Source organism: Congregibacter litoralis KT71 (assembly GCF_000153125.2).
In the GTDB taxonomy this organism is placed as follows: Bacteria; Pseudomonadota; Gammaproteobacteria; order Pseudomonadales; family Halieaceae; genus Congregibacter; species Congregibacter litoralis.
Window position 1 is genome coordinate 3,444,870 of sequence record NZ_CM002299.1, and the last position, 17,162, is coordinate 3,462,031.

At 55.9% G+C, this 17,162-nt stretch carries 13 protein-coding genes; 3 read left to right on the forward strand and 10 right to left on the reverse strand.

Annotation, left to right across the window (positions count from 1 at the left end; all coding sequences use genetic code 11):
- The 8 genes from KT71_RS15630 to KT71_RS15665 form a co-directional block, all read right to left on the reverse strand.
- Positions 1-1,230 carry a TIGR03087 family PEP-CTERM/XrtA system glycosyltransferase gene (locus KT71_RS15630; protein ID WP_008294389.1) on the reverse strand — a complete coding sequence of 410 codons (1,230 nt, stop codon included), beginning with the start codon at positions 1,228-1,230 and terminating at the stop codon, positions 1-3.
- Positions 1,227-2,111 carry an XrtA system polysaccharide deacetylase gene (locus KT71_RS15635; RefSeq protein ID WP_238549431.1) on the reverse strand — a complete coding sequence of 295 codons (885 nt, stop codon included), beginning with the start codon at positions 2,109-2,111 and terminating at the stop codon, positions 1,227-1,229. The genes KT71_RS15630 and KT71_RS15635 overlap by 4 nt, the downstream gene beginning before the upstream one ends.
- Positions 2,112-2,144: 33 nt before the next feature.
- Positions 2,145-3,677 (reverse strand): TIGR03016 family PEP-CTERM system-associated outer membrane protein, encoded by a 1,533-nt coding sequence (locus KT71_RS15640; RefSeq protein ID WP_008294387.1) that lies wholly within the window; start codon positions 3,675-3,677, stop codon positions 2,145-2,147.
- Complete coding sequence (locus KT71_RS15645) at positions 3,674-4,756, reverse strand: XrtA-associated tyrosine autokinase (RefSeq protein WP_008294386.1); 1,083 nt, start codon at positions 4,754-4,756, stop codon at positions 3,674-3,676. Before KT71_RS15645 ends, KT71_RS15640 begins: the two co-directional genes overlap by 4 nt.
- Positions 4,753-6,294 (reverse strand): XrtA system polysaccharide chain length determinant, encoded by a 1,542-nt coding sequence (locus KT71_RS15650; protein WP_008294385.1) that lies wholly within the window; start codon positions 6,292-6,294, stop codon positions 4,753-4,755. Before KT71_RS15650 ends, KT71_RS15645 begins: the two co-directional genes overlap by 4 nt.
- Before the next feature lie 39 nt (positions 6,295-6,333).
- Complete coding sequence (locus KT71_RS15655) at positions 6,334-6,960, reverse strand: XrtA/PEP-CTERM system exopolysaccharide export protein (protein ID WP_023660174.1); 627 nt, start codon at positions 6,958-6,960, stop codon at positions 6,334-6,336.
- Between the two features lie 47 nt (positions 6,961-7,007).
- Positions 7,008-8,015, reverse strand: a complete 1,008-nt coding sequence (locus KT71_RS15660; RefSeq protein WP_008294383.1) for an ExeA family protein — start codon at positions 8,013-8,015, stop codon at positions 7,008-7,010.
- Between the two features lie 214 nt (positions 8,016-8,229).
- Complete coding sequence (locus tag KT71_RS15665; RefSeq protein ID WP_008294382.1) at positions 8,230-9,537, reverse strand: nucleotide sugar dehydrogenase; 1,308 nt, start codon at positions 9,535-9,537, stop codon at positions 8,230-8,232.
- A 68-nt stretch (positions 9,538-9,605) separates the two neighbouring features.
- Between KT71_RS15665 and prsK the strand changes: the two genes are divergently transcribed.
- From prsK to KT71_RS20710, 3 genes are all read left to right on the forward strand, one after another.
- Positions 9,606-11,729, forward strand: a complete 2,124-nt coding sequence (prsK, locus tag KT71_RS15670; protein WP_008294381.1) for an XrtA/PEP-CTERM system histidine kinase PrsK — start codon at positions 9,606-9,608, stop codon at positions 11,727-11,729.
- 32 nt (positions 11,730-11,761) lie between these two features.
- Positions 11,762-13,144: a PEP-CTERM-box response regulator transcription factor gene (gene prsR, locus KT71_RS15675; RefSeq protein WP_202962468.1), complete on the forward strand. Its 1,383-nt coding sequence runs from the start codon at positions 11,762-11,764 to the stop codon at positions 13,142-13,144.
- Positions 13,145-13,254: 110 nt separating this feature from the next.
- Positions 13,255-13,401, forward strand: a complete 147-nt coding sequence (locus tag KT71_RS20710) for a hypothetical protein (RefSeq protein ID WP_154662956.1) — start codon at positions 13,255-13,257, stop codon at positions 13,399-13,401.
- Positions 13,402-13,448: 47 nt separating this feature from the next.
- On the opposite strand, the gene prsT is transcribed toward KT71_RS20710, so the two are convergent.
- The gene (gene prsT / locus KT71_RS15680; protein WP_008294379.1) at positions 13,449-16,220 is read right to left on the reverse strand and encodes an XrtA/PEP-CTERM system TPR-repeat protein PrsT; all 2,772 of its coding nucleotides are present in this window, start codon (positions 16,218-16,220) and stop codon (positions 13,449-13,451) included.
- A gap of 80 nt (positions 16,221-16,300) precedes the next feature.
- Entirely contained in the window at positions 16,301-17,125 is an 825-nt protein-coding gene (locus KT71_RS15685) for a PEP-CTERM/exosortase system-associated acyltransferase (RefSeq protein WP_008294378.1), read from the reverse strand.
- Between the last annotated feature and the right edge of the window lie 37 nt (positions 17,126-17,162).

The following is a 17,162-nucleotide window of genomic DNA, read 5'->3' on the forward strand; positions in this document are numbered from 1 at the left end:
TCAGCAAGCCTGTCCCAGCAGCGCATCTCGAACCGGCGCGATGCATGCGGCCCACGCACGCTGTTCACACACATGCGCCCTCAACTGACTACGATGGGCATTTGCACTGTCAGACTCAATTTGACGCAGCGAATCTCGATAGTCATCGACGCCAGTGCAGGGGAATACCCCTGCCAGCTCCCCACATTCGATACCTTCCATTGCCTCATTACTAGCTAGCACCCAGCACTCCATCGCCATATATTCCAGAACCTTGTTTTGCACCCCGCGAGCAACGCGCAGCGGTGCCACCGCGGCATGTGCAAACTCGAGGTAGGGACGAACGTCTTCCACACGCCCCGTCACATAAACACCTTCCCTTGCAGTCAATGCACGCACATCGTTGTTAGGCTTTGAGCCAACAATCCAAAATTCTAACGCAGGGTTCTCTCTTCGCAGAGCCGGAAACACTGTGTTTGCAAACCAGGTCACAGCATCTACATTGGGCCAATAATCCATCGCACCAACGAACGTCAGCACCATAGCGTCATCAGAGAACGGATTTAACCCGTGGGTGGGGCGGGAAAAAAATTCGGTGTCGACACCGTTTTCAAAATAGTCGATTGCTTGTCGATTGCTGGGAACGCGACGCCGCATTAATTCAGCCTCAGGACGCGATACAAGAAAACTTCGCTGACTAGACCTGACCAACTCACACTCAGTAGCACGCAACGTGACCGCCTCACGACGATAAATCCAGCCGAGCGGCCCGCTTTGTTCATCGGCGTATTGGCGCCACTTTTCGGAATCCACATCGACAAAATCGATCACGGTGTTTTTCAGGGGGCCATCTGAAGCCGTGCCACCGCCAACAAATTGAGCCATTGGAGAGCAAAAAATCAAAGCTTGCTCTATTGCCTGATTCTCCAAGGTCTTATTCACCCACCGCTGCATGGCGGAGCTCTTGTAGTAAGTGACCGACAGGGGCTGCCCGTAAAACAGGCCCTGGAGTGAGAGTAGTTTGTGCAGGCGAGGACTTCTGCCTACAAAAAACGTGTCAGCACAATACCGGCGTACCGCAGCACAATACTGCCAGTCGTTCTTGTCATCAACGAAGGTACCCAGATAGATGCTGAAGTATTCCGACAGGTACTTAAGAAGATGAAAGGACCTGATCTTGTCGCCTTTGTTGGGTGGGTAGGGAATACGATGCGTAAGAAACAGCAGCCGAGGTTTACTGACCCCGCTCATGCAACTGACGCCACTTCCTGCCAAGCGCGTCGCTCTTCATCGTTGAAGAACACGTCATCCATGCGGCCCCAGCTGAAATCGCTGAGCAGCATTTCAAGCCTTCCTTGCATCCGCGAAAGATTGAGGTAATGCCGGAACCGCGTCTTGGCTCCGGCACCCTCGATACGTGGCTGCTCGGGGTCTATCTCCCAGGGATGGAAGTAAAAAAGGCCGCTCTCAAGCTCTTTGCTGTTTACCTTGCCAAGGGCCCATTTAGAAAAGCTGTAGGGAAAAAGCCGGAACCAGCCACCGCCGCCACAATTGATATTCTTACCTGCTACTGGAATCGTAGTGATAGGCACTTCTACCAACCGGCCTTGTGCAGCCGTAAAGCGAAAACGGGGAGCATCGGGCATGCCATAAAGGTCGTGCTTGATTGGCGCAATGCTCGAACTGTATCGATAACCACAGTCAGCCAGCACATCCAACGCCCAAAGGTTAGACGCGCCAATCGAGTAACTTGCGGCGCGATAACCATTAACTGAGCACCCGCCAAGGTCCTCAAGAAACATCTTGGTCTTGGTTACATCGGCGCTGAACTCGGTGGGAGTTTGATTCGTGACTCGTACATGCTCCCAACCGTGACTTGCCAGCTCGTGTCCCTCGCTAACAATACGACTCACCATAGCGGGACAACGTTCGGCGATCCATCCGAGCGTGAAAAAAGTTGCTTTCACGTCATGATCGTCAAAAACCTGCAAAATGCGATCTACGTTTTTCTCAACCCTCAGCGGAGTAGTCTCCCAAGCATCGCGCGCTACGTTTTTTTCGAAAGCCGACACCTGAAAGTAGTCTTCCACGTCGACAGTCATAGCATTTTTACGAAGCGGAATTACTGTCACGTGCTGGCCAGCCCAGAAAACGTCTCTATAAATCTATTGGCCAAAATCAAACCTTAAACCAAGCTCGACCCGGTGCTCCTCAAAGGTGTTGAGCAACGAATTAAATGAAGCATTGGACGTCTGATCCGTATAGCTGTAACTGAAGGTCAGTACAGTATTCTGAGCAAGCTGTCTTTGGAAACCCGCCCGCACACGCCATGCCTCAAACTCCTGCACTAAATCTTCAGTAACAACACCAATCCCCCCGGAGTTCTGCGTCCAACTAAGAGTTATGTTGGCGGTTAGCGCCGTACCCAGGGATCGCGACACCGTGCCCGAAACGGTCTGAAAATCAGCCACACTTCCATCTCGGGCGCGCGTTTGCTGAGAGTCACTGGCGCGCAAAGAGAAACTGCTACGTCTCGCACTAAACAGATAACTTAACGTGAAAATCTCATTCAAGACTGGCGACTGCCCGAGAAATGTCGGATCGCCAGCTCCCGGAAGCGGCTCTCCAGGCACTCCCAGCCCAGGATCGAGAGGATCGTCCGGGTCAAATCCCGACGGTGCTCGAATATCCCTGGGGAATTGTAAGTCTTTGCGATAGCTAGCTCGCAGGGTAGTGCGTTTATGTCGGTAATCGATAGAGAATCTGGGAGTATCGCCAAAAAAGCGCTCACCATAACCTGCATCAACGGTTACACGCTGGCTCGGCGTCCAGCGGACCCCCACATCCCAGTAACTGCCATCTATTTCATCCGAACTCGACAAAAAGACATTGTCTTCTTCACCAACATACCCATTAAACTGCCATGTCCGGCTCAGCTGCAATGCAGCGCGCAACTCCAATGATGACAAGCGGTTAACAAACTCTGGCTGTAGCGGGGTCTGCTCAAAAGTGACTTCGCTATACTGCCCACGGATGCCGGCACTGAACCGACTGGACGTTGGAATCATGCCAACATCAATCTCGACCCGATCCTCCTGGCTGTCACCTAGCACCTGATTAAAGGAGTTGTATTGTTCGTTATAGTTGTATCGTAAAAGAGTTGTCCAGCGCTCACTGTACTGGCGGTCAATCCGCGCACCGACGCCCCAACGGTAGGTGATATTGGTATTCCCCGTGGCATTGACGTTATCGTCACCGCCAGCTACGAACGGGTTGATTGCGTTCTGAGCCGCAAAAGCGTCGGCTTCAAAAAAGAGGAAGTTCTCGACAGCTTCCGCCTCTGATACAAAGTCAATGCGAGGAACAAAAGCCTCGAGCTGATCTATACCGGGAAAACCTCCACCCTGAGAACACTCGACAGAACTTTCTGCCAAAGAATTGTACTCCACCGCAGCTCGCAAGCTCATGTTTGCCCGGGCACCCTCGCCTCGAACGTTAACACTCGGTGTCACCGTGCCAACGACTTTATCCTCCTCATCGGTTTCGGCTCTGCAAATGTTTGTGGAGTAGTAGGAGCCAAGGGCCAGACCCGCACTATTACTCCATTCTGCGCCCACTGTGCTAGAGGCGCTAAACAGGCTGGAGATGGCTGCGGCGACAGCTGCACCGACTGTTCGATTCAGCGCTTTAAGCTTCATTGCATACCCGACTTTTCTTTGGCGTCATTCTCACGATCAGCGCCATACCCATACCCATAACCATAGCCATAACCGTAGCCATAGCTACCAATACCCAGCAGCTTGGAGCGACGCCGGGATGCGCGGTTCAGCATCACACCCACCGTCTTGTCTTCACCAATTTGCTCCAGTGCTTCCTGTACCGCATGTTGGGGGGTCACATCAGCCGATGCGACGAACACGATTTGCCCCATAAACGATGCAAGCACGCTGGACTCTGTGGTGAGGAGCAGCGGCGGCGAATCAAATACAATTACGCGGTCGGGGTAGCGATTCGACAGCTCGATCATAAAATGATGCATCGTGTCGCTAGCCAATAACTCCGTTGACTTGTCACTGGTGTTCCCCGCGGGCAATACGCGAAGGGTGTCGACATTGGTGCGCACAATCACGTCGGCAGGGTCGATGCTGCTGTCTTCGTCCAACAGGTCGATCAGGCCAGGCGTGCCTCTGGGAACCCCCAAAGTCTTACCGGCAGTGGCGCGCACTACATCCGCATCCACAAACAGCACGGTCTTATCCTGCTCCATGGCGATGGACAGCGCGAGATTAATCGACGAGAAGGTTTTGCCATCGCCCTGCAGGGCGCTCGTCACCATAACCAGATTTGCATAGGGGATGGGCCGTGAGCTCTTGCCCGCAATGTTATGCAGTATGGGCCGTTTGATGCCCCGGTATTCCTCGGCAATACGACTTCGGGGTATCTGCGGGGTCAAAAAGCCCCGCTTTTGAAGCTTTTCAAAGGGCAGTTCCAGCATTGGGCGATCAACATTAACGGGAGCACTTATCACGCTCCCCGTTGCTGATTCGCCGTTTATCACCTGCTCGACATCGCTTGTCCCGGTGCCAGACTCAACGATGAAGTCCTCACCATTACGCAGGGCCTGCTCTTTGCTAAAAGCGGAGCCCGCTGTACCTTCTTGGCTGAGTGACTGCTGCTCTGCCTCCGGCAAAGACGAGGGTTTTGCTTTACTTTTCCCAGGCGAATCCTTTTCTGTTTTGCTGCCCTTAGACTTGAGCGCCTTTTCGATAATGCTCATAGTGCCGCCACCCGCTCGATAATCTCCGGAGCAAACAGTGCCCCACCAAACGCAACCAGGAGCAAGCTGGCAGCCATGGCAAACACCCCAAAACGCAGACGATCACGTACTACCTCCGCATTGTCCTTGTTGTGAGTAACCACGCCCAATAGCGGAAGCCCGGTTACCTCTGCCAACATGCGCGCGTCCACGACAATGGGTCGAAGCAGCGAGATAATCAAGGCCAGCCCGGCCCCCGCACCCAAAGCTGCAAACAGCACCAACACGTTGAGTATCAGTTTATTGGGCTCCGACGGCCTGCTGGGCACAAAAGGTGGATCTACTACCCTAAAACTCACATCCGAGGCGTTGTCCTCTACACCCTGGGACAAGCGCGCAGATTCTCGACGTTCCATCAGTTCCGTATGCTGGTTCACCACGACCTGATAGTCCCGATCCAGCTGCTTGAGCTGCGCCTCGACTTCCGGGATTTCGTTAACCTTGGCGGCTAGCTCCTTCTCCCGACGCTCGTACTCTGCTACCCGCACGTTCAATTCGGCCACGGTTGCTTCGGCGGAGCTCAGCAAAGTCTGCATATCAGAGGCGCCCTGACCACTGCCCGCGGGCGTTGGCCCACCCTCGCTTATGGCCTGTAGCTCACCTTGTCGCTGGTTCTCGAGTTCCTCTATCAGGCCCCGTATCTGGCGCACCTCGGGGTGTTTGTCGGTGTAGCGCGCCAAAAGACCGTCCAAGCGCAAGCGCATCTGCTGAATCCGCGCATCCGTGGGCGTAACAACGCCTGCCGCAACAAGGCCGTCAACCGAACCACCGCCACTCATTTGCTCTCGCAGGGCATCCCGGCGCTCCGTCGCCTCGCTAAGCGCAAGCCGAGCCTCTTGCAATCTTCCTCGAGTGGTCTCCAGTCGGGTGTAGTAATCGGCCCCGGCCTTACTGGGAAGTACATCGACATTCTGCTGCTTGAAGCGTGCTAGGCGATCTTCGGACTCAATAAGGCGCCGCTCGTAGTCGGCAATCTGCTCATCCAAAAAATCCTGGGCCCCGGTGCTGTCGTCACGCTTTTCATTCAGCGAGCTTTCGATAAACACCGTGATCAACGACTGCGCGATACGTCGGGCAGTGTCTCGCTCAGGGTGTTTTACCTGGATATTGTAGAGCGACGAGTTACCGCGCTGCCCTACCAGAGAAATGGTATCGCGCAGTTCGCTGATCAGTTCTTCCTGGTCTTCCTCGTCTGTAACCGTAAGATCCAGATCAGTCATCCGAGCGAGCTTTTCTAGATTGGGACGGCTAAAGAGCGTACCGCTCATCATGCGCACACGCTGGTTAATATCCGGCGTGATGGCAAGGCCTCGCAACAAGGGCCGCAGCACCGTGTTGGTATCCACGTACACCTTGGCTTTGGCCACATAGGACTCAGGCATTTTGTATACATATGCCCACCCCCCCAATGCGACCACCCAGGCTACAGCCAGAGCCAGCCACTTATGGCGCCAGATACCCCAGACGTAGGTCAAAGCCTGACCGATAATTTCCTGCATGTTGGCTCCGCTGCCTAGATCGGTTGCGTGGGCGTTGGATTAAAACCAGGACTCAGAGATGATCACGATGTCCCCGGGCATGAGCGCCATGTTGGCGGAGATATCGCCATCGCGGAGCAAGTCGTCCAGGCGCAGACCGTATGAGGTTTGCTGACCATTATGCGTTCGAACGAGTACCGATTTATTGCCTGCGGCAAACTCGGTCATACCGCCCACAGCAATCATCAGATCCAACAAGGTCATATGCTGTCTGAACGGGACACCACGAGGCTCCGCTGCCTCGCCAACAACACGGATTTGCTGCTCGGGCACTCCCACAAAACCGTTAACAATAACGCTCACGACTGGCTGACGCACATACTCGCCGTAGGCCTCTTCGATCGCACGAGCCAACTGCGTGGGAGTCATACCACTCGCCTCAAGGTCTTCTACCAGGCGGGTGGTGAATTTGCCGTCTGGCCTGACAATCGCGGTGGTCGTTAGCTCTTCGTTACCCCAGACAAAAATCTCCATGGTGTCGCCCGGACCAATCACATAATTGTAATCGGGCTCACTGAAGCGTTGCCCCTCAGGGACCGTAGGCTTGCTACTACACGCCACTAAAAACGCACTCGCCATCAACGCGAGCACCACCTTCACTGTTCCTGCAAATTGCCCTGTGTTCATACCCTTTCCTCTTCCTGCCAACCCTGGGGTGAGACCTGTTGCTGTTATTAACTCTGTCGGCGCATCCTGCGACGCCAGAGTGCGTTTCTGTCTCCCGTGGTGCCTGAACCAGGCTCACTGGACGTCGTAACCGTATCCTCGGTTGAGCTCGTAGTTGCGCTCGCAGAAGGCACCGCTTCCAGCTCGCCTTCGTAGACATCCTCCACATCAAAATCATGCTCGGTAAACACCGAACCTGCTGCCAGACTCTCACCCTGGAGCTCCTCGACCACCGCCCGCACATCCTGCGAGCCGATGCGGTGCAGATCCTCGACGCTGCCGTGCAACATCAGGCGACTGCAGATCAGGTTAATACGCCGGGCAATGCCTTCGGAGAATTTGGATATCAGGGGATAAACAGCCTTGCTGATGGCGGGATCGCCCTGCCAGCCGACTGCCTTAAGACGATGGCGGATATATTCTTCGGTTTCATCCGGCTCCAACGGCTGCAGATGGCTTGCCGCCACGATGCGTTGATGAACCTGCTCCATTTCGGGACGCAGAATCAATTCACGAAGCTCGGGCTGACCGAGCAGAAAAATCTGTAACAGCGGTTTGCCGCCCACCTGAATGTTCGTGAGCAACCGTAGTTCTTCCATGGCACTGACAGACAGGTCCTGGGCCTCGTCAACTATTAACAATGCCCGACGCCCCTCGCGGTGCCACTTCTGTAACTGGCGCGATAGATGCTGTAGTTGCTGGCCTTTGTTGGTGACATCAAGATCCACACCAAATTCATGAGCAACCATGCTGAGCAGATCATCGGCCTGCAGCTGGGAGCAGACCAGGTTGGCAATTTGCGCGCGCTCAGCGGCGAGGTCGTCCATCAGCGCGCCGACCAGGGTTGTTTTGCCAGTGCCCGGGCGACCGGTCACCATCACAAAACCCTCCGCACGCATAAAAGCGTAGGCCATGTAGGCGCGCGCTTTTTTATAGCCGCGGTGCTGATAGGCGAAGTGGTGATCCGGACTGAGCCGGAACGGTTCTTCACTAAATCCGTAGAAGCGGTCGTACATAGTTATAAAGCCCTGAAGGCCTCCGTGCGTCCGAATCAGCTTTACAAAGCATCAAGTCTAATTCAAGGCGACTATTACAGCTAACAATCTATACACCACGGGCCACTGCGGGATGCATTTAAAGCGATTTATCAACCTTGGGATCTCAGTGTCGTCGGTTTTCTTTACAGTCACAAGCCCAATAACGGGAACATTGCTCCATCTGTGAGCCTGTTCACAGGCGCCAGAGTGTAAGCCCGACCCTACCCGCGGCCTCGCGATCCATCATGCCCTTCACATCCACCACAAACCCGTCGTCGCTCAGCAAATCACAAAATGCCTGCAGGTCCTTCTCAATATAGGAAGCGTGGGGCACGGCCAGCACAACCACCTGCGCCGGTTGCAGAGCGTCCCACTCGGTTAACGTAATGTCGTATTCCCTGAGCGCGTCTTCTGAAAACGCCAGGGGATCATGCACCGATACTTCACAGCCAAAGGCCGCCAACTCACTGACAATGTCGGGCACCCTTGAGTTACGCAGGTCCGGGCAGTTTTCCTTAAACGTCAGACCCAGTACGGTGACCGCCGCGCCCGTAATGGGCAGACCCCGGCGAGCCAGTTCCTTCACCGTCTGTTCGGCAATAAACTTGCCCATGCCGTCGTTGATTCGCCGTCCTGCCAGCACCACCTGCGGGTGATAGCCCGCGCTTTCAGCCCTGTAAGTCAGGTAATAGGGGTCAACGCCAATGCAGTGCCCCCCCACCAGGCCGGGCTTGAACGGCATAAAATTCCATTTGGTACCCGCAGCCTCCAATACATCCAGGGTATCGATGTCCAGGCGATCAAAGATCATCGCCAGCTCATTCATCAGGGCAATATTCAGATCGCGCTGGGTGTTCTCGATGACCTTCGCCGCCTCGGCCACTTTAATACTGGGGGCAGAGTGAATACCTGCGCTGACCACGGAGCCATACAACGCCGAGAGGGTCTCGAGGGTCTGCGGCGTGTCCCCCGCCACCACTTTCACGATGGTCTCCAGGCGATGGGTTTTGTCACCGGGATTTATGCGCTCCGGGGAGTACCCCACGAAAAACCCGGCCTCCCCGCCCTGGCGGCCCGCCCAGGATAAACCCGAGCTCTCCTCGAGAATGGGCACGCAAACTTCCTCGGTACAACCGGGATACACCGTGGACTCAAAAACTACGATCGTGCCCGGCTTCATATGCCCGCCGACGGTACGTGAGGCGCCTTCCAGAGGCCTAAGATCCGGCCGCTTGGCGTCGTCTATCGGCGTCGGGACCACCACCACAATGACGTCCGCCAGCGCCAATACCGCAGGATCGCTGCTGAGCTCCAGCCGGGTCGCGGCACGCAACTGTTCCGGCGACACCTCGCCACTGGGGTCACGCCCCTCACGATAAGCGTCGAGCTTGGCTTCATTCAGGTCGAAACCTATGGTCCGTTGCCGGGCACCAAAGGCCACAGCCAGGGGCAGACCGACGTACCCCAGACCCACGATGGCAACTGTGTCCCGGTTCTCCAATTTCTGCTTCCTTCATTTACAGCAAGAAAGTGAGAGTATAGGGTCGAACGTCATCGAAGGGCAGGACCATGGCCTTGAACGGCAATATCGGACTACTCACTTATGCAATCGCCGCCCTGAGCTACGTGCTTCTGGGCTTTTTGCTCGTGGCCCAGTGGCGGGTGCGTCCACTGGGACCTGCCCTCGTCATGGCCACCACAGCCACGGCGCTCTGGGCCACCATCGTTGCTGCCGGCACCCTTTACAGATATCCACCTATTCTTCTTATTCAGGTCAGCGAACTGGCAAGAAACGCGGGGTGGCTCTTTTTTATGCTCCAGCTTCTGGGGTTTCAGGAGAGCGGTAACGTCTGGGTCTGGCTTCAGCGGCGCTGGTTAACGCTGTTTTTGGCGGGCATCGGAGTATCTCTGGGCATATTGGCACTGCGCCCCCTCGGAGACACCTTGGGCCTGAGCCCTGCAGACATCAGCGACTATGCGCTGATGCTCTGGCTGGCGGTCGCCATCACCGGACTCTTGCTGGTGGAACAGATTTACCGCAACGCCAGTGCCGGGGAACGTTGGGGTGTGAAGTTTCTCTGCCTGGGCCTGGGCATCATGTTCGCCTTTGACTTCCTCATGTATGCAGAGGCCTTACTTTTTCGCCAGCTCGACGCCCAGCTATGGCAGGCTCGGGGCCTTGTCGCAACGCTCAGCGTGCCCTGGCTGATTGTTGCGATTGCGCGTAACAGCAATTGGCGCATGGACGTCCACGTATCCCGACACGTCGTGTTCCACACGGTCACACTTATGGCGGCCGGTGCCTATTTGCTGGCTATGGCGATCATCGGGTACTTCATCAAATATCTGGGCGGCAATTGGGGCGGCGTCCTGCAGGTTTCCTTTCTGGCGGGCAGCTCCGCGCTACTGGTTACTCTATTATTCTCTGGCACTCTCCGTGCGCGTTTGCGTGTGTGGCTATCCAAACATTTTTTCAGCTACCGCTACGATTACCGTGTGGAGTGGCTGCGTTTTACCGAGGAGCTTGCAGCGCTGGAAAACGTGCCCGGGGGCATCATTCGCACTATGGCGACCATAACCCAGAGCCCGGGAGGAATACTCCTTCACCAGAACGACGGGGGTCAGTTGAATGAACTTGCAACCTGGGAACTCGATAGACCGAACGTACGGGAGTCCGGGAACCTGCAACACTGGATCACCGACAGCGGCTGGGTGATTGATCTTCTCGAATGGCGGCGAAAGCCCGATCTCTACACAGACCTGCAGTTACCTCCGTGGATAGCCGATCACGACAAACTCTGGTTGATTGTGCCTTTGTTTTTTCAGGGCACCCTCGAGGGACTGCTGATGCTTGCCCGCACGGATCTCAAAGACAGCGTCAACTGGGAAGATCGTGACCTCCTGAAAACCGCCGGCAAACAGGCTGCGGCATTGCTGGCCCAACAACGCGCCAGTCACGCGCTTATAGAAGCCCGCCAGTTTGATGCCTTTAATCGATTATCCGCTTACGTTATTCATGACCTCAAAAACATTCTGGCCCAACAATCGCTCATGGTCTCAAACGCTCAAAAACACCGGCATAACCCCGCCTTTGTTGATGACATGATTGGCACCGTCGAAAACTCCGTTAACCGTATGCAGCGTCTCATGGACCAGATGCGGAGTGGCATGCGCACGGCGGAACCCGGTCTGGTTGATTTGGGTGATCTGCTGGAAAAAACCATCAGGCAAAGGGCATCGCTGCTCCCCCATCCAACATTGGACGTCGCTGAAGTGGTCGCCGTTGTGGCTGACCGGGAGCGACTCACCACCGTTTTTGGTCACCTGATACAAAATGCGCAGGAAGCCACCGATGACACCGGCGTTATCATGGTCACGGTCACGGTTACAGGGGGCGCCGCCCGGGTAAGCATTCAGGACTCCGGCGTCGGTATGACGCCGGAGTTTGTCCAGCAAAAACTCTTCAAACCCTTTGAATCCACCAAGGGACTGACAGGAATGGGCATTGGCGCGTTCGAATCACGGGAGTATGTCCGTCAACTGGGAGGCGACATTACCGTGAGCAGTACACCGGGGCAGGGTACACAATTTACCGTGTCCCTTCCCGTTGCTGATGAGAGCCTTTTGAGCGACCACAATGATGAAAGCTGTGAACCAGGCACGGCTTCTGTAACTGGTAGCGTGGCACACTAAGATTATGATTAGCCTACAGCAACAACCGGAGCCTGCCCGTGAGTGATGCGGCAACACCATTACTGGTAGTCGAAGACGATGAAGGGCTGCAAAGTCAGCTTCGCTGGGCCTTTGACAGCCATGAAGTGATTATCGCGGGTGATCGCAAGGCCGCCATCACGGCCCTGCGCCGCCACCAGCCTGGAGTGGTCCTACTTGACCTGGGTCTGCCACCCGACCCCGGCGGTGTTACCGAGGGTCTCGCGACGCTGGGCGAGATACTCTCCCTGGCCCCCGAGACCAAGGTCATTGTTGTCACCGGAGACAACGATCGTGGCAATGCCGTAAAAGCCATAGCGGGCGGCGCCTATGACTTCCACCAGAAGCCGGCAGACCCGGAGTTACTCACCCTTCTCGTAGAACGTGCGCAGCATGTGTACGAGCTTGAGCGTGAGAACCAGGCCTTGCAGCGCTCCACCGGCAACATGCCTCTGGACAACATCATCGCTGTCAGTCCGCAGATGCTGAAGGTCTGTCGTACTGTAGAAAAAATTGCACCGACCGATATCACCACCCTGCTTCTGGGGGCCTCAGGCACGGGCAAAGAGCGATTTGCCCAGGCTATTCACGAGCTCAGCCCCCGCGCCAAAGAACGCATGGTCGCCATCAACTGTGCCGCCATTCCTGACACTCTGCTGGAAAGCGAGCTCTTCGGCTACGAAAAAGGTGCCTTTACCGGTGCGAGCCAGCAAACCATCGGTAAGATCGAGCATGCGAGCGGTGGCACCCTGTTTCTGGACGAGATCGGCGACCTGCCGATGGAACTGCAAGCGAAGCTACTGCGTTTTTTGCAGGAACGAGTCGTGGAGCGTCTGGGCGGTCGCAAGGAGATTCCCGTGGATGTGCGCGTGATCTGTGCGACGCACCAAAACCTGGAACAGCACATTGCTGAGGGGAAGTTTCGCGAAGATCTGTACTACCGCGTCAGTGAAATGGTCATTAATATTCCAACGCTTCAGGAGCGTGAGGGCGATGCCGTCGTTCTCGCCAAATCGTTTTTGTCACGTTTCGCCGGAGACAAGGGCACCGGAGTAAAAAGTTTCGACAGTAACGCTTTACGTGCCATCGGTAATTACGCCTGGCCGGGCAACGTACGAGAACTCGAATCCCGCATCAAACGGGCGGTCATCATGGCGGAAGGAGCCCAGGTTACCGTCGAGGATCTCGAGCTGGAAGACGCTCTGGAGGACACGCTGAAAGCCGCCAACGAGCTCCCTCTCAATATCAAGCAGGTACGCGAGCAGGCGGAGAAAGCCGCAATATTGCGCGCCCTCTCCCACAGCGATGACAACATGACCGAAGCAGCGGAGTTACTGGGCATCACTCGCCCAACACTCTACTCCATGATGGAAAAGTACGGCATGCGCGAGAAGTAAGCTGCAGGCCTGGCCCGGATCACCATCGCACAGCGCCGTCACCCCCCCACCCCAAAAAGGTCAGTGGACAAGGGTTTGCATCTTTGCCAAAGCACTTTACTCTTCGCCCAATGAGCGAAGACAGACGACAGACCCCCCGGGACGACACGGACAGGCGTCGGGAGACCCGACAGAACGTTCCAACGATGGGTTGGCTGGTGGTGTGGATTGCGGTGGTCGCTGCTTTCGTCGTGATCTGGACGCAGCTACCGAGTTAGGCCACCCCGAAAGCGCTGCGGGAGCATAATCATTGGCACCACCGCGATCACAACGACTCCAGTAGAGCGCGCGCCTCAAGCTCCTGCTCGACGTCAGGTTGCGACAGCAGTTTCTCGAGAACGCCTCTGGCCTCATCACCGCGACCTGCGGCTGCAAGAATACGCGCTCGATTGAGCAACAAATCCTCTTTTGGGTCCGGTGCACCGTCGATGGCTCTTTGATTCAACATCAAAGCCCGATCAAACTCGCCTCGCTCAAGCTCCACCATGGCGTAGGTATCCTTAACGCTGAAACTGTCAGGCGCCAAGCGGTCGGCGCGCTGTATGTATTCAAGCGCTTTTGAGGTCTGCTGCTCTCGGATCAACCATGCAAGGTTATTGAGCGCCACGACGTCCTCAGATCCGTCGTCAATTAACGTCTGATACTGCGCCGTTGCGCCGGCCTCATCACCTGTCTCAATCAGAAGAGCCGCCAGCACTGATCGGTTGCGGGCATCCTCGGGGTGAGCTTCAATCCAACTCGACAGCTCACCGACGAGCTCCGTGCGCTCTCCGCTGGCCAATCGCGCCGTAGCAAGAAAGAACAGGCTCTCGCTGTCGGGTGATTTCTCGTAAGCCCGAGCCAACCAATCCACAGCCCCTTTGGCGTCGTCTTGTGCTAACGCTATTCTCCCGCGCAACTGCAACACGGCAGCTTCGTTCTGAGACTCCGGCGAGAGCTGCTCTATCTGATCTATAGCGAGATCCAGCTCTCTTTCGTACACCAGGACTTCGATAAGCTGCTTGCGCAGGGCCGACACGTTGGGAGCCATTTCCAGCGCTGACTCCAACTGCTCCCTTGCGGATGCAAAGTCCTGCGAAAGAACATCAGCTCTCGCTGAGAGTGCAAGAACCATCGGATCGTTGGGACGCAGTTCCAAAAGCTCTTTAGCGCTTAACTGCGCAAGCTCCGCCTGTTCCGCAAGCACGTACGCGCCAGTCAGGGTCTGTAAAGCGCCAACGTCTTTTTGTCGGGCGATTTCCTCGACGGACAACAATTCGATCGCTATCGCAGGTTGCTTGTCCATCATGGCTTTTCGCGCCAGCGCCACTCTGGGCGCAACCGCGGTGGGGTTTGCTTCCACGGCTGCGGACAAAACCTGCTCCATCTCGACAAGCTCACCCCGGCGCTCAAGGACGACAGCCAGATTCAAACTACTCTGCAGGTTACCGGGGTTCGCCTCAAGAGACTTCTCAAACTCCGACTGGGCGCCCTCGAGATCCTGCCCCAGCACAGCAATCGCGGCCAATCCACCGCGCGCCGGAACACTGGCAGGATCACGCCGAAGCGCCTCTTCAAAGTCCTCTCTCGCCGCGTCTGTGTTCTGCCTTTGCAAAAGCACCCGGCCACGAAAGATCAGAGCCCTCGTGCTGTCCGGCTCAACCTCCACATAACGGGACGCTTCCTCCAGAGCCCCGTCCAAATCCTGAGCCACCAGCCTGGCCTCGATGAGTCTTTCTCTCGCCAGACTATTGTCTGGGTCCCCGGCAAGAGCGTCCTCAAGCTGCTTCAGTCCCGCATCGAGGTCGCCAGCTACAATCTGCTGAGAGCCCAGTGCAACGAGATTTTCAGTTGACTCAGGTCGCAAATCAGCAAGCTGCTTAAAAACCTGAGCACTCTCGGCATGCATGCCCTGCGCCGCAAGGGCGTTTGCCAGAAGCGTGAGCGCCGTTTGATTGTCTGCCTCGCGCTCCAGAAGACTCCGGGCGAGTTCTTCGGTTCGGCCGGGCTCTCCCATGAGGGCGTTCACCTGCGCCAGTTGCAGGGCCGCTTGCGTGCTACCCGGTTGCAGCTCCAGAAAACGTTCCAGGTGCCTGCGCGCAATGGGGAGTTTGTTGATGCGGGCATTTGCGTTACCCGCGAGCAGAAGTGCTCCGGGATTGTCCGGGCTCACCGACAGGATCTGGTTAAACAGGTCGATCGCACCCTCGTAGTTTCCCTCGTCAAACAAAAGCTGGGCACGCAGAAATCGAATCGCAGGGTAATTACGAAGCTGTGTTTCCAGCTTTGACAAATTAGCGCTGGCCACGTCGGCTTTGCCCAGGCGCACCTGGGTCTCTACCAACTGGATGCGGTCACCTACGCGATAGGGATTTGCGGCTGCCGCTTTCTCATAATATTCCTCGGCTGCCACAAAATCTCGATTCTGCCAGGCCAGCAAGCCCAGGAGACTCCATGCACGCGCATGCTTCGGGTCTCGCTCTACGATGCTCTGAAGGGATTCCTGCGCTGTTTCCTGATCGCGATCTACCTGTAGCGAGACCAGTGCCTGAGTGAACGCTATGTAGTTATCATCCGCCTCGCCGGCAGCCAGCGCTCGCTGTAGTGCGGCTTTTGCCTCATCAGGCTGAGCCTGCGCCAAAAACGCCTGAGCCAGTGCCGCCTGAAACTGAGCCTCACTCTCGATAGTGACAAAAGAACCTATCTGCCACTCGGATACCAACTCCGCGCTCTCGCCGGCCTGCACAAGGGCCTTGGCAAAGGAGAGTCTTGTTTCTGCGGACTCCAAAGCCGCCAGAGAACGCTCGAATTGCTCTACCGCCGCGTCCGCTTCCAGTCGCTGAATGTTAATCGCCCCGTACAATGCACGGGCTCTTGGGTTTTCCGGAGCATCACGAAGCACCGACTTCAAATCGATCTCTGCCGACGCCAGATCACCTTCATCGATTGCAGTCTCTGCCCGAGCCAGCAACTCTTCTGGCGTCAGCTGCGGCGAACACCCCGCCAAGGCAACAAAGAAGGCGAAAAACAAACACAGTGCGTTTTTTGAGGAGAACATGATTGGTTGGTTCCTATCTAAGAAACGAGGGCGTTAAAAAATTACACACGAACCTTAGCTGATGCAAAGGTTCTATAGCTTTAAGCCACGCTAATCATACCCGGCTGCAGTAAGGGGGAGGACTCCTGACCACGAGACGCCTTGCGCTCACCATCAGGGGCGAGAACTTCAGCAAACTGACTGCGCACCACCTCGTAGCAAAGGCGGAGTTCATCCGGTGCAGCACGCACCGCCTCATCGATATTCAGATAGTAGGGAGCCCGCACGCCCTTGTAATCAAAATCACCACCAACCCGTTTTACGACAATCCCCGTGCGCCTGAGAATCTCTGGCAAAAACGGCTCCATGATCGCGAAGCAATCCCTGCGTCGAACAAGGTCGGCGCAAGCGGCGGCTGCAAGAAACAACGATACCGCGATAAGTGAGAACGTTCGCTCCTCACGCGCCGCAAAGTGCAGAGAACTGGTGTTGCCAAAACGCGTAGCACTTTCACCGCGCCGGCGACGAAAGTTCCCTTCCACGGCAAGACGGGAAATCTCCGCCATCGTTGCGCGCTTGTTTTCAAAGTTGTTAAAGAAAGCCTCATCAAGACTACCTTTACAGTGACTTTCCATAGGCATGCCGTCGCCCTCCCCCACCGTGACCAGGCGAACACAACCCGCAGGCAAGCCTGAAGATTTGTGCATTACCAGACAGTGAATTGATTGATCATCAAAGTCATCGGTTTCACAGTTGTTGTGAAACGCGTCAGGGTCTTCGTAACCAAATTCCTCGCAATAAACACTGTAGCGCACGCTGTATACCAGTGCTTTCTGCTCTGGCGTCACGGCCAGCGACAGCTCGAAATACTGGGCAAAGTCCATAAAGAGTGAGGACATCTCGGGATTGATTGCTGGCTTTGGCATGAAAAGTTTCCAGTTAGCGTCAACGCGCAGTATAGAA